The following is a 14,824-nucleotide window of genomic DNA, read 5'->3' as shown; positions in this document are numbered from 1 at the left end:
TAAAATTCCTTAATTAAAACAACAGTAGGATTAACCTATGCGACGTCTGTATCCCCTCTGTGCGCTGGCTATGCTCAGTGCCTGTAGTCCGAATGCATCAGAGCCTGATGGCAACAGCACTTTGGCTGAACTTAAGCCAGTGCAGTTTAATGAAGCGCGCTTTAGAAATGATATTAAAGCCCTGTCATCCGATGAATTTGAAGGTCGTGCGCCAACCACTCACGGTGAAAAACTCACCTTGGACTATTTGAGCAAAGCCTTTACTGAGATGGGGCTCAAGGGCGCGTACCAAGGCAGCTTTTTACAACCTGTGCCTATGGTGAGCTATACCGCAGATGAAGCGCAGCAAGTCACACTGGCAGGATTACCCTTTCAATACCGAAAAGATCTGGTGCTCAGCAGTCGCCACGATAACGGTGGCATTAACATTGAAAACGCGCCATTAGTCTTTGTTGGCTATGGGGTGAACGCCCCCGAATATGGTTGGAATGATTACCAAGATCTCGACATGAAAGGCAAAATCGCGGTGCTCTTAATCAACGACCCCGGCTTTGCCCGCCCTGACTCGGGCAAGTTCAATGGCAAAGCCATGACCTATTACGGCCGCTGGAGCTATAAGTTTGAAGAGGCCAGCCGTCAAGGCGCCCTTGGTGCACTGATCATCCATGATACTGAGCCCGCCTCTTATCCTTGGTCTGTGGTAGAAAATAGTTGGACTGGACCACAGCAAGATCTGGTCCTCAGTAAAGCAGAACAAGATAGCCGTATCCAAGTCGAAGGCTGGCTTACACTGGACGCAGCGACACAACTGTTCGATAAAGCCGGTTTATCACTGCCTAATTTAATGGCGCGCGCCGCCGACAGCTCAATCAATTTACCCCTTGAGCAAACAGCCAGCATCGCCTTTAAAAACAAAGCCGAATACGCCAATAGCTACAATGTGGTCGCCACACTCCCCGGCAGCACACAAGCCGACGAGCAGATCCTCTATACCGCACATTGGGATCACATAGGTAAAGACGAGACGAAAGCAGGCGATCAGATTTACAACGGCGCTATGGACAATGCCTCGGGCACTGCCGGTATTCTCGAAATCGCCAGACAATTAGCCGACAAGGCCAAACAAGGCCAGGGTTTAGCGCGCTCGGTCACCTTTATTGCCACCACAGGTGAAGAACAGGGCTTACTCGGCTCACGCTATTACGCCGCCAATCCACTTTATCCTATCGATAAAACCGTGGCAGTGTTAAACCTCGATAGCACCAATATCTATGGCAAGACCAAGGATTTTACTATCGTCGGCAAAGGGAAATCTGAGTTAGAAACTTACCTTATTGATGCGGCGAAACAACAGAACCGCATCGCCATGGGTGAGAAAAATCCCGCTTCGGGCGGTTTCTTCCGTTCAGATCATTTCAGCTTTGCCAAAATGGGCGTCCCAGCCGTCTTTGCCGGCGGCGGTAGCGACCCCGTTGATGAGGCCACGGCTATCTATAAAACCCAAATGCAAGCCACGATGAAAGGCTGTTATCACAATGTCTGCGATGAATACCATGAAGACTGGGATTTGAGCGGCGCGCTGCAAGATTTGCAAGTCTACTACCAAGTCACGCGCACATTGGGTAGCAGCAAAGATTGGCCGGGATACTATCAAGGCACAGAGTTTAATAGCCTGCGCCCAGCTAAAACGACACTGGTAACGGACGCAAAATAGCAGCTTGTATCAGTAACAGTTTGTGAGAGGCGGCTTAGTGAGTCGTCTCTTATTAACGCCCGCTAGTCGCACCGGTGAAATAAAGCGCCAGCTGAATAGAGCGCCTCCTCCGCCAGCCAAAGCGCCAAACAAGACCTACAAGCACGTGAGCCATTCACGTGCTTTTTTGTTTTTAGCTCACAAACAATGCCGTTATCGCGAAATATCCATCCCACAACACCATTCTGAATAGGCTTATGCCATTGGTTGATGTCAAACTCGGCGCATTAATTGATTAAAAATAAAACACTTAAACGAGCCAACTCATTATTTATGGTCTTTTTTAACGGTTTTTCTGTCATCGACACTTTTTCAAAACACATTGTGAATTCCCCAAAACTCCCCGCGCCAAATCAAACAATAAAAACAAATCATCAAAAATAACTCAAATTTAATGAGTTATTCTCAAATAAAATCATTAAACACAAACATCTAAATCAATAAAAACACCAATAAACAGATAAAACATCAAAATAGTATTTGGCAAATACCTAAATTGCTGGCACATTAAACCTCAATTGAGACATCCTCAAATGACAGACAGTGTGGGAGTTGTACTATGTGTTCAATCTTTTCGATTTTAGATATCCAATCTGATGCCAAAGAACTGCGCCAAGTCGCGCTAGAAATGTCTAAGCTCATGCGCCACCGTGGCCCTGACTGGTCAGGTATTTACGCCAGTGATAAGGCAATTCTTGCCCACGAACGTTTAGCGATTGTTGACATTGAACACGGTGCTCAGCCGCTGCTGACTGAAGATGGCAGTTTGATCCTCGCGGTCAACGGCGAAATCTATAACCACAAAGAATTGAAAGCCCAGTTAGGCGATAAGTACAGCTATCAAACCAACTCTGACTGCGAAGTGATCTTGGCGCTGTATCAAGAATATGGCACTGAATTTCTTGATAAATTAAACGGTATCTTCGCCTTTGTGTTATATGACAAAGCCCAAGACAGATACCTTATCGGCCGCGATCACATGGGTATTATCCCGCTATACACAGGCCGTGACGCTGCGGGTAACTTCTATGTTGCCTCCGAAATGAAAGCCTTGATGCCAGTGTGTAAAACGGTAGAGGAATTCTTACCGGGCCGCTATCTGTATTCAAAAGATGGTGAAGCCGTTAAATACTATAGCCGCGATTGGCAAAGCTATGATGCGGTTAAAGATAACCCAGCCAGCCAAGAAGAATTGCGTGACGCATTAGAAGCGGCGGTCAAGCGCCAATTAATGTCAGACGTGCCCTATGGTGTGTTGCTGTCGGGCGGCTTAGATTCATCGGTTATCTCAGCGATTACTCAAACCTTTGCTAAACGCCGCATCGAAGACGATGGTGAAACGGGCGCTTGGTGGCCACAGCTTCACTCCTTTGCCGTCGGCTTAAAAGGCGCGCCGGATTTAATCGCCGCCAAAAAGGTCGCCGATGCGATTGGTACCATTCACCATGAGATCCATTTCACCTTCCAAGAAGGCTTAGATGCGATTAAAGAAGTGATTTATCACTTAGAAACCTACGATGTCACCACCATACGTGCTGCCACGCCAATGTATTTAATGGCGCGTAAAATCAAAGCGATGGGCATTAAGATGGTGTTATCGGGTGAAGGTGCTGACGAGCTATTTGGTGGCTATTTATACTTCCATAAAGCGCCAAACGCACAGGCATTCCACGAGGAATTAGTCCGCAAACTCGATAAGCTGCATCTGTTCGATTGTCTGCGTGCCAACAAAGCCATGGCCGCTTGGGGATTAGAAGCCCGTGTGCCCTTCCTCGATAAAGAGTTTATGGATGTGGCGATGCGCATCAACCCTGAAGCGAAAATGTCTAAGGATGGTCGTATAGAGAAACACATTCTGCGCCAAGCCTTTGAGCATAAATTGCCAAAAGAAGTGGCATGGCGTCAAAAGGAACAATTCAGTGACGGCGTAGGCTACTCTTGGATTGACGGTTTGAAAGAACAAGCGGCAGCGCGGGTGGATGATTTACAATTGGCAAACGCGAAATTCCGTTTCCCATACAACACGCCAGAAACCAAAGAAGCCTATTTCTATCGCTGCTTCTTTGAAGAACATTATCCACTGAGCGGCGCTGCAGAAACGGTTCCAGGCGGTAAATCCGTCGCCTGTTCAACGCCAGAAGCACTGGCTTGGGACGAAAGCTTACGCGGCATTATCGACCCATCGGGCAGAGCAGTGCGCTCAGTACACACATCAAGTTATTAATGGTCTAACGTTGATGAGCTAGATTAATCATATAAGTTAATTAACTAGATTGATGCACAGGTTAAGATAGCCAACCACAAAGGCCACCCTAGGGTGGCTTTTGTATTTCGATGCAGTTTACTTTTATTGCTTACTCACGCACTACATTGTGGCTTAACTCGAAACCAAGCTAGGCCGACAGCGCACTAAATGGCTGGATTTCAGAGTGAGCTTGAATGTGGGTTTGAGTGTGAGCGTTGGTTTGCACTTGAGTGTGAAAATGAACATTCATCGGCGTCAACGCCATCGGGTCTTGGGTTAAAAACTGCTTTCCGGCACTTATGCCCGCATGGTAATCATGGCGCAAATCCGCATCGGTACTGCCCAGTAACTTACTCTGCAAATTTTCAGCGGCAAAAATCTGCACTATCTCCACATCCTCTGGCGGATTAGCGATAAAATCCAATTCATCCTGATAGGCTTGCTCGTGCTGCACTAAGTAATCTATGGTTTTCGGACAAAAGCCAGAAACACAAATCCAAGATTTGAGTTTATGCACCCAAGCCGATTGCGCCTGAAAATCCTCACTCACAGTGCGGATCACCACAATTTTGCGGGCACCACGACGATAGGCCTCACGCACAGGTAAAGGCGCGGCTAAGCCGCCGTCGAGATAAAAATCACTGCCAATACCTTCGTTTGATGCTGCACCGTGAGCAGAGGCACTGTTATCAGAGGCGCCATGTTCAGCCGCACCGTTATTACAGGCCTTGTCACTATTACAGGCATTATCATTTAGCCAAGGCGTGAGTTTCACCCCTTGTTTATACAGAAATGGTAATGCGCTAGAAGCTTTAAGCAATTCGCGCCACTGGCTTTTACTGCTTGGACTTAAAAAATAACCCTTGCGATCACTGGCATTCGTAGTTGTGATAAGTAACTGCCGATGACCGAGTGAGGCTGTCGCCGCATTAAGATCTAATTTAAACATCCCTTGTCGAGTCTGCTCAAAATACCAATCTAAATCGACCACATTGCCACCAACTAACCCGCGACCGAGTCGATAGAAGCGTTTATGGCGCGATAAACCGCGGATCAAACGTTTGGCATAACCCTTTTGACGGGCCAAAAAACTGCTGAGATTCTGTGAGCCAGCAGAAGTACCAATAAACAAATCAAAGGGATCGAAGCCGTCATCAAGCCAAGCATCGAGCACGCCTGCGGTGAAAATACCGCGTTGACCACCACCTTCTGCAATCAGGGCCACCTGTGGGCTAGCGTTAGATTGAGCGTCTTTGGAGGCTAAGTGGCTGACTGCGTACATAGGGAAACCTTATCGAATAGTTCATATAAGGCGAGTCTAAACAAGACGAATGAGAAAGGATAACGGATAGAAGCTATCATCTTAATAGGAAAATACTATTAAGATAGTGTGCAAGCATTAGCCGGTGATGATAACAACAGCAAATACTGGCAGAAATAATGGCAGTAATAAGCAAGGTTAGGCAGGTTAGCTTGTTCGTCATCCTTAACGAACAAGCTATTTTCACATCAATGCATTAAAACTTATGACTCAGTTCAAGCGTGATATTACGCGGCTCACCGGGGAAATGGCCATTGCGTTCGCTAAACCCACTGACGGCATATTCTTTGTCGAAGATATTTTTAAGATTTAAGCGAACTTGAGTTTGATCCCACTGGGTCGTCCAGCTCATATCAAAAATCGTATGGGGCTTCACCGTTTGGCCATCGAGGCTGAACTGTTCACCCACGTAATCCATACCAAAGGCAATCGCCGAATCGATTGCATTGATATCGTAACGGGTCCATATTCCCGCTTGATGACGCGGCGCATTGGCAAAGTGCTTACTATCAAAGGTATTGGTTAGGCTATCGTTCGTGACCCCTTTAACCACTTCAGTCTCGTTATAGGCATAATTTGCCGTAACGGTCAGGTTATCGGTTAAATCCCCCACCAGCGTCCATTCAACCCCTTGACTGTGTACTTCACCCAAATTAAGTAAAGCGGGAATGCCATCGTCATCGCCAGTATTTAAAGGGTTAGCTTGAGCGACATTTTGTTTTTCAATGCGATATACGGCGAGCGTGGTCATAAACTGACCATCAAGCCACTCATTTTTCATCCCAAGTTCAATTTGATTGCCCGTTTCTGGATCGAGGAAACCGTCAGCAATATCTTGTGCTTGATCGGTTAAAGATGCTGGATTAAAGCTCTCAGAGTAATTCAAATAAAAGGACATTGAATCGATTGGGCGATAATTAAGCCCTGCCCTTGGCGTTATCGCGTTATCGCTGAAGGAGAAACCAGTCTTTTTATCATAATCGTCAAACTGGCTGAAACGCAGACCCGCAATCAATGACCACTGTTCGTTAAAGTGCAAGTGTTCCTGAACATAAAGGCCAAAACGGTTAGCACGGGTACCGTCGGTATCCATGTCTTTTAATTGATAGGTACTAGGATCCGTCTCACCATAGTTAAGGTCAAAAATATTCAGGTTACCCACGCCTTCCTTGCTGGTCGCGAGCTTGTAATGGTACTCGGTTTCCACATAGTGATAATCGCCACCGAACAGGAACTCATGTTCAAAACCTAAGGCATCGAATGCATAAACAAAATCATTGGTTAAACTGATTTCATCATTTGCCCGTGCTTGCACTCGGTATTCACGCTTAATGGTGCCATCTGCACTATTGGCTTTACCATCACCATTTACATCGACCCAACCTCTCGATTCATGATATTGCTGCGTGGAATCATTATTCAGATAGCGGATCTGCGTCTTGACCGAGAAATTATCGGTAAGTTGATGATCGAGAATCGATTGCAGCACCAGCGCATCCATCTTCTGGAAGTCACTCTTTTCATTGGTATTATAGGATGGCGCAACAAGGAAATTACCGTCATTATCGACAGGCACGCCGCGCAATCGATTGCCGCCTAAATCCTGCTTAATAATATCGAAAGTGGTGGTGAGCTTAGTATCATCACTGATTTCGTAGAGTAACCCACCCGCCACTTCGGCATTTTGGCTATCTGCATTATTCCGAAAGCTATCTTCCTGCTGATAATAGGCGCCAAAACGATAGGCAAGATTTTGGGTTAAGCCGCCAGTGAAATCCAGCGAGCCCCCCATCATGTCCTCGCTGCCCGTGCTTAAGGTCAGATCTTTACTCTCGACAAAGGTTGGTTTTTTAGTGACATAGTTAATCATGCCGCCGGGTTCACCGCCGCCATAGAGTGCGGATGCAGGGCCTTTTAACACTTCAACCCGCTGCACATTAAAGAGTTGTGGCACAGAAAAGCCTGAATAGGGATCGCCCCTTACCCCATCATAAAAAACGTTGGCATCGTCGCGGAAACCGCGAAAGGTTACGCCCGAATAACTGAACTCACTCACACCCGCGATTGAGCGGTATAAATCGGTAATATTGCGGGCAGCTTGATCAACGATTAATTGCTCGGTCAGCACTTGCACCGACTGCGGCAATTCCATCACATTAATCGCCGTCTTAGTGCCAATCGTGGTTTCTTTATCGACGTACATTTGCATCGCGCGGCCATGGACGGCAATACGCTCAGGTGCTGCGAGTTTTACCTCCTCATCGGTCGTGGCTTGAGTCGGTGCAGGACTTGCAACAGATGAACTCGTAGACAAGGTCTGCTGCGGAGCCTCTTTATCGAGTAAAGTTTCAGCGGCAAATGTCGACTGATGTTGAGCGAATGCAAGTGCAATTAATGAGTAGGCGAAACGAGTCTTCACAGAATGTCCCCAGCGCAAGCGCATAAAAATGGCATAAACCAAAGGGTTTACAAATGTATTCAAACGAATTGGCCGTCATTATAAAGAATGATTTACGAATAACAACGATTATCATTTGAATTTGCATGAATGTGAAATCTGTTAGGTAAATAGCTAGCGTCAGCTCACATTATCCTTGTGATATTTGGTTATGACTTAAACAAAACAGAGGTTCAGTCGCACAGACCTTAGATAGAAGTGTTAATGTGGGATAAAAATAAAAACCAGCGCAGTGCGCTGGTTTTAGGTTGTTCTCGAACTGTTGTTAAGCAAGGACTTAACTCAGCATATAAGATGAATGCTTAAAAGATAGCTTCATCTAATTGCGTTAGCATTTCACTCGCCTGCTCAATTTGCTTACGCAGACTGCGACCTTGTACCGCCCAGTAAGCCATATAGAAATCAGCAGTTTTCAATTTAGCTTGGTAAAATGCGGTTTCTTCGGTGCCCTGCTCCAACGCCGCTAAGGCCACTGCGGCACTTCTGGCCCACATCCATGCCAGTGCAGTCACGCCGAATAACTCCAGATAAGCCATAGAGGCTGCGCCGATAATGTCAGGATTGGTCGCAGCTTGTGCAGCTAAATAACCGCTAGCCTTTTGCAAATCACCCGCACAATCCATTAAACCACTCACGTAAGGTTGCATCGCCGCATTCGTGCTATGCGACTTAATAAACTCAGTCACTAACGCCGACCATTGCTGCATCGCCGCGCCGCGGTCACTAAGCAGCTTACGCCCCACTAAATCCAACGCCTGAATGCCGTTAGTGCCTTCATAAATCAGTGCAATACGGCTATCACGCACAAATTGCTCCATGCCCCACTCATGGATATAACCATGTCCACCAAACACTTGCTGCGCATCGACACAGGCATTAAAGCCGCGATTAGTGATAAAACCTTTCACCACTGGCGTAAACAGGGCCGCTAACTGGGAGGCAACGTTGGCCTTGGCGGGATCGGTATGGCGCTCGGCTTCATCGAGCCACAAAGCTTGTTGTCCAACTAAGGCCCTTGCGCCTTCATTAAAGGCTTTTTGCGACAGCAACATGCGGCGCACATCGCCGTGAACCAAAATCGGATCGGCGGCTTTTTCTGGGGCTTTGGCACCGCTTAGGGCGCGGCTCTGTAATCTGTCTTTGGCATAGGCTAACGCATTTTGATAGGCAATCTCAGACACACCCAGCCCTTGTACGCCCACGCCTAAACGCGCTTGGTTCATCATAGTAAACATGGCGCGCAGTCCTTGGTGCGGCTCGCCAACAAGCTCGCCCAATGCACCTTCAAACACCATCACACAGGTGGAGTTACCGTGAATGCCCATCTTATGTTCAAGGCCGCTGGCATATAAAGTGTTCGGCGCGCCTAAGCTACCGTCGCTATTCACTAGCACTTTCGGCACGGCGAATAGAGATATTCCCTTCACGCCCTCTGGTGCATCCGGCAAGCGGGCTAATACGAGATGCACTATGTTGTCGGTGAGTTGGTGATCGCCTGAGGAGATAAAAATCTTCTCACCAGTAATAGCAAAAACGCCTTCAGAGACTGGCAAGGCTTTGGTGCGTAATAAGGCTAAGTCAGTACCGGCGTGAGACTCGGTCAAATTCATTGTCCCAGTCCATTCTCCGCTAACTAATTTACTCAAATATTTTTGCTTAAGTGCATCACTGCCGTGGGCATGAATGGCAGCATAAGCGCCATGGGTTAAACCTGGGTACATAGCAAAGGCCATGTTGGTTGCCGTTTGTATCTCAGTCGCGAAAATCCCCACCACTTCGGGTAGACCTTGGCCGCCATATTCAGGATCGCAGGTGAGGGTTGGCCAGCCATTATCAACAAACTGCCGATAGGCGTTATCAAAACCCTCAGGTGTAACCACCTTGCCATCGACCAACTTACAGCCTTGCAGATCGCCGACACTATTGAGCGGCAGCATGACTTCAATACTAAAGTCAGCCATACCTTGGAGAATAGCATCGACAAGATCTGGATCGATTTCATCGAACCCTTTGAGCGCATCTTGCTGATAAATATGTAACATTTCATTGAGGATAAATTGATAGTCGCGCAGCGGCGCTTGATAAACTGGCATAATCGCTTCCCTTTTCTTGTTAGACTGCAACTCAACTAAGTGATCTGACCACTTTGGTGCTCTGACCACTTTAGCTAAATTTGCCGAAAAAGAAAGCACCCCAACCGCCGCCACAGACTTTTGTTTACACAAACGAACAGCGAAACCGTAAATTGATCGCAACAAAGCCTTATGTTATCGCGGAAAACTTTGTAAGCTAACTGCCTGTTTTTCTGATATGCCAGCAGAGTTAAGGATATTGCTACTATGGGTTCTGTCACTACTAAAAAGCACGCCAACGGGCTCGATTATGTCGAGGTCAACACGGCCTTATGTCAGGCAAGAATTTTTTTGCAGGGCGCGCAAATAGACTATTTTCAACCCGTAGGCAAACCACCTTTACTGTGGGTTTCATCGGCGGACGATTATCAACCCGGTAATGGGATCCGTGGCGGTGTGCCTGTATGCTGGCCTTGGTTTGGCATGAGTAGTGAAGCAAACTTCCCCCAACACGGTTTCGCCCGCACCCGCATTTGGGCGCTGGAATCGGTAGAAATACGTAATCAGTTAGTGGATTTACGTTTTAGCTTAAAGATCAGTGAGCAAGATAAAATTTATTGGCCGCATAACACTGAGGTCAGTGTGTTATTCAACCTAGGCGATACCCTAAGCATTAGCCTTGTAAATACCAACCTAGGCGATGAAACCGTGACGCTTACCCAAGCGCTGCACACTTATTTCCCGATTGAGGATATCCACCAACTCAAGGCTAGCGGTTTTAGTGGCTCAAAATACATCGAATTTGCCGAGGGGCCTTATCCACAAACCACGGATGAAGTGCGCTTTGATCGCGAGACGGATCGTGTCTATACCGAACTCGGCCCTGTGCAATTATTGCATACGCCGCAGGGGATCATTGAAGTCAGCCGCGAGAACAGCCAATCCGCCGTATTATGGAATCCATGGATTGAAAAGTCACGACGCCTTGGCCGGTTTAATCCAGAAGATTATTTGACCATGGTCTGTCTAGAAGCGGCCAATGTTTTAGAAGATAAAGTCGTGCTTGCCCCAAGTGAAACCCACAGTTTAGTGACGCATATTCGCTGGAAAGACTAACGATTTAATATCCTGTTCTTAAAATCTAGAGCTTAAAATCGAGAGCTTAATTTCTAGTTCTAAATCCTAGCCACAAACGATACACACAAAAATGCCCAGTCCGATTTGCCAACGCAATCGGGACTGGGCATTTTTATCAGTACAAAATCTAAGTTTTATAAGCTTATTTCGCCGATTTCTCTAGGCGCGCTAACAGGCTAGACGTATCCCAACGGTTACCGCCCATGCCCTGCACTTCTGAATAGAATTGATCCACCAAAGCGGTCAATGGCAAGTGTGAACCATTGCGGCGGGCTTCTTCTAAGGCGATGCCTAAATCTTTACGCATCCAATCGACGGCAAAACCAAAATCATAGTTTTGGCCCCACATGGTTTTGTGGCGATTTTCCATTTGCCAGCTTTGCGCCGCGCCTTTACTGATCACTTCAATCACTTTCTCGCCATCAAGACCCGCCTTGCGCGCAAACTGTAATGCTTCCGCCAAACCTTGTACCACACCCGCGATACAAATTTGGTTCACCATCTTAGTTAACTGACCAGCACCGACTTCACCTAAACGCTCAGCGCAGCGGGCAAAAGCTTCAATCACAGGCTTAACACGGGAAAACACAACTTCATCGCCGCCAACCATCACAGTCAATACGCCATTTTCGGCGCCCGCTTGGCCGCCAGACACGGGCGCATCGAGGAAATCAACGCCCTTTTCTGCTAACACTTGATGAAGCTCACGGGCAACATCGGCCGAAGCCGTAGTATGGTCAACTAACACTGCGCCCTTTTCCATGCCATGAATAACGCCATCACTCCCTAATACCACTTCACGCAGATCGTTATCATTGCCCACACAAGTAAACACAATATCTTGACCCTCTGCCGCTTCCTTTGGTGTTGGGCAGCAACGTCCGCCATAGGTGTCGACCCAAGTTTGTGCTTTAGCAAAAGTGCGATTATAAACAGTGACCTCATGGCCTTTGTTCAGTAAATGTCTCGCCATGGGATATCCCATTACGCCCAAACCAATAAATGCGACTTTCGCCATGAAGTGCTCCTCAAATAAGTAAACAAGGTGAATCAATTAGAAATAGCTGAATCGAGTTTTATTTCATCTGTCCAATATGTTACCGCTAAAACCTCAACAACAAATACTAAAAAAATGCCACTGAGTGTTTCAATCTATAGGGTCAATTACGGATGCTTATTTAGGGGAATGGGCAGTAAAAATAATGGCGGCAGTGTAGCATTCATCCCGCATAGCGTCAGGTTGAAATCGGCCCCACAGGCAAACGCACTTTTCGACAGAGACAACAAAGGCGCCATAAGCGCCTTTGTTGATGTAATTTATGGGGCTATTTCACCACATGGGCTTCCATTTCGGCGCCAATCTTTTTACGCATTTCCATCAATCGCAGCGCAGAATCGCGCAAATGAATATCATGTTCCGTCTGTGGTACCCACTCAGGCACAGGCGTAGGCTGGCCGTTTTCATCCACCGCCACCATGATCACAATACAGTGGGTGGTGAGATGACGCTCGGAAACCTTAGGATCGCCTGCGCGCACATCGATACCGATATGCATAGAAGTTTTACCCGTATAAATCACCTTAGCGCTGACTTCGACTATATTGCCCACTAAAATGGGTTGCACAAAACGAATCCCGCCCGCATAGGCAGTAATACAATATTTACCACTCCAACCCGCTGCACAGGCATAGGCCGCGAGATCGATCCACTTCATCACAGCACCGCCGTGAACTTTACCACCAAAATTTACATCCGCAGGCTCTGACAAAAATCTCAGGGTGCTTTGTCTATCGATACCAGCCATATAACCTCAACTTATTCAGCCACTGTGGCTCAATGTCTTCGCGCAATAAGCTGAGTTTACGATAGAAATCCCCAATAGCGTAAAGATAATTACGATTGGCCTCGCCAAAAAATTCGATTTAACCAAAGTGACTAATAAGCACGCAGCAAAGCAGTAAACTCGGTAGGGCTAAGCGGTAAAGCCATAGCTGTAGCTCGCTGCTGACAAAGCGAGTGCCCTTTGCAAAAGTGTACACACCTAAGCCAAGCATGAAGAAACCCAGCACTTCAAGACCTGAGGACATATTACTGCCGCCACCGACATTAATCGCTGTCACCAATAAGGCAAACCAGACGACCACGTAAGCGGCGATTGCTAAGGTAAAAGTCTTGATCCCTATGTCCATGTTAGGATGCCAAACTTTAAATTCACCGCGGATCAACTCGGTCAGATTAGCCGTTAATGCGCCGATGAGGGGGACAAGCGGGATCACCGCAGGGTTTAACATGACACACTCCATCAAGATTAAATATATCTGTCATTATCTGTGGCCAATAGAATTAAACAAGCTTGATGAACAAAGGTTAACACTATGGATATCACTGAGTTACAAAGTGACTTCGCTCACAATGAAAGCGTGAAATAGCGGCATTCAAATCACAATACCGATGGATTTTACCCATAAAAAATGCGCCCTCAGGCGCATTTTTTCACTGTTTTTTACATCACAAGTAAGTGTTTTATACTCTCTTGAACAGTAATGAACCGTTAGTCCCACCAAAACCGAAGGAGTTACACAGAGCGTAATCCATCTTCACGTCACGGGCAGTATGAGCGACAAAGTCTAAATCACAACCTTCATCCGGATTATCCAAGTTAATGGTTGGCGGTACAGCTTGGTCGCGCAGTGCTAATAAAGTGAAAATCGCTTCAACCGCACCTGCGGCACCTAATAGGTGACCCGTCATCGATTTAGTCGAACTAACCAGTACTTTATAGGCGTGATCGCCAAATACAGACTTAACCGCTGCCGCTTCCGCTTTATCACCTGCTGGCGTCGAAGTACCGTGGGCATTGATATAACCAATTTGCTCTAGTGATAACTTAGCGTCATTAATGGCATTGACCATAGCCGCCGCAGCGCCTGCTCCGTCACTTGGAGGCGATGTCATATGGAACGCATCACCGCTCATACCAAAACCGACTAACTCGCCGTAAATGGTCGCGCCGCGTGCTTTTGCGTGTTCGTACTCTTCCATCACCATCACACCAGCGCCATCACCGATCACAAAACCATCACGGTCTTTATCCCATGGACGGCTCGCCGCAGTCGGATCGTCATTGCGTGTCGATAACGCTTTCGCTGCACCAAAACCTGCCACGCCTAAAGGAGAAGTGACATCCTCAGCACCGCCGGCAACCATCACGTCTGCATCGCCATAGGCAATGGTACGTGCCGCGAAACCGATATTATGCACACCCGTAGTACAAGCGGTCGTCACGGCAAAATTTGGCCCTTTCATGCCAAACATGATCGACAAGTGGCCCGAAATCATATTGATAATGGTACTAGGTACGAAGAAAGGAGAAACCTTACGCGGGCCACCATTCATCAATGCGCTGTGACCTTGTTCAATCAACCACATACCGCCCATACCCGCACCAATAGCAGTACCGACACGACCAGGGTTTTCTTTGCTCATGTCCAGACCTGAGTCTTGGATAGCTTGGATGCCAGCCGCCATACCGTATTGAATAAAGAGGTCCATCTTACGGGCGTCTTTTTTCGTTACGTATTGCTCAACATCGAAATCTTTTACTGAACCACTGAAACGAGTGGTAAATTCACTGGCATCAAATTTGGTTATCGGTGCGATACCACTCTTACCCGAAAGCAAAGCCTTCCAAGTAGTATCGACAGTATTGCCCACTGGAGTTACTAACCCCAAACCGGTTACCACTACACGACGTTTAGACACGGCAGTCACCTTTAAATGCTAATTTGTTAATTCAGATAGAGGACACAAGGTTTTCTATCATTAGACAATTTCTTA

The 14,824-nt window shown here is 47.1% G+C and carries 10 protein-coding genes; 3 read left to right on the top strand and 7 right to left on the bottom strand.

All coding sequences use genetic code 11. From position 1 onward, the window contains the following. The first annotated feature begins 37 nt into the window (after positions 1 to 37). On the top strand, positions 38 to 1,714 hold the full coding sequence (locus AYJ58_RS11470; protein ID WP_106650227.1) for a M28 family metallopeptidase: 1,677 nt from the start codon (positions 38 to 40) through the stop codon (positions 1,712 to 1,714). Positions 1,715 to 2,312: 598 nt separating this feature from the next. Next, positions 2,313 to 3,977 (top strand): asparagine synthase B, encoded by a 1,665-nt coding sequence (gene asnB / locus AYJ58_RS11465; protein ID WP_106650226.1) that lies wholly within the window; start codon positions 2,313 to 2,315, stop codon positions 3,975 to 3,977. Between the two features lie 169 nt (positions 3,978 to 4,146). On the opposite strand, the gene AYJ58_RS11460 is transcribed toward asnB, so the two are convergent. The 3 genes from AYJ58_RS11460 to AYJ58_RS11450 form a co-directional block, all read right to left on the bottom strand. After that, on the bottom strand, positions 4,147 to 5,280 hold the full coding sequence (locus AYJ58_RS11460; RefSeq protein WP_106650225.1) for a patatin-like phospholipase family protein: 1,134 nt from the start codon (positions 5,278 to 5,280) through the stop codon (positions 4,147 to 4,149). Between the two features lie 235 nt (positions 5,281 to 5,515). After that, entirely contained in the window at positions 5,516 to 7,762 is a 2,247-nt protein-coding gene (locus AYJ58_RS11455; protein ID WP_106650224.1) for a TonB-dependent siderophore receptor, read from the bottom strand. Positions 7,763 to 8,079: 317 nt separating this feature from the next. Beyond that, a complete protein-coding gene (locus tag AYJ58_RS11450) occupies positions 8,080 to 9,870 on the bottom strand; it encodes an acyl-CoA dehydrogenase C-terminal domain-containing protein (RefSeq protein ID WP_106651808.1) in 1,791 nt (596 codons plus the stop codon). 246 nt (positions 9,871 to 10,116) lie between these two features. Between AYJ58_RS11450 and AYJ58_RS11445 the strand changes: the two genes are divergently transcribed. Next, positions 10,117 to 10,965, top strand: a complete 849-nt coding sequence (locus AYJ58_RS11445) for a D-hexose-6-phosphate mutarotase (protein ID WP_106650223.1) — start codon at positions 10,117 to 10,119, stop codon at positions 10,963 to 10,965. A gap of 163 nt (positions 10,966 to 11,128) precedes the next feature. On the opposite strand, the gene AYJ58_RS11440 is transcribed toward AYJ58_RS11445, so the two are convergent. The 4 genes from AYJ58_RS11440 to fabF form a co-directional block, all read right to left on the bottom strand. Beyond that, positions 11,129 to 12,004, bottom strand: coding sequence for an NAD(P)-dependent oxidoreductase (locus tag AYJ58_RS11440; protein ID WP_106650222.1), 876 nt, complete (start codon positions 12,002 to 12,004; stop codon positions 11,129 to 11,131). Between the two features lie 307 nt (positions 12,005 to 12,311). Further along, the gene (locus AYJ58_RS11435; protein ID WP_106650221.1) at positions 12,312 to 12,791 is read right to left on the bottom strand and encodes an acyl-CoA thioesterase; all 480 of its coding nucleotides are present in this window, start codon (positions 12,789 to 12,791) and stop codon (positions 12,312 to 12,314) included. Between the two features lie 118 nt (positions 12,792 to 12,909). Then, complete coding sequence (locus tag AYJ58_RS11430; RefSeq protein WP_106650220.1) at positions 12,910 to 13,278, bottom strand: hypothetical protein; 369 nt, start codon at positions 13,276 to 13,278, stop codon at positions 12,910 to 12,912. 232 nt (positions 13,279 to 13,510) lie between these two features. Then, the gene (gene fabF, locus AYJ58_RS11425; RefSeq protein ID WP_106650219.1) at positions 13,511 to 14,749 is read right to left on the bottom strand and encodes a beta-ketoacyl-ACP synthase II; all 1,239 of its coding nucleotides are present in this window, start codon (positions 14,747 to 14,749) and stop codon (positions 13,511 to 13,513) included. Positions 14,750 to 14,824: the final 75 nt, after the last annotated feature.

The organism is Shewanella sp. Pdp11 (genome assembly GCF_002838165.1).
Classification (GTDB): Bacteria; Pseudomonadota; Gammaproteobacteria; order Enterobacterales; family Shewanellaceae; genus Shewanella; species Shewanella hafniensis.
The sequence above is the reverse complement of the archived record's forward strand: the minus strand, read 5'-3'. Positions and strand labels throughout refer to the sequence as shown.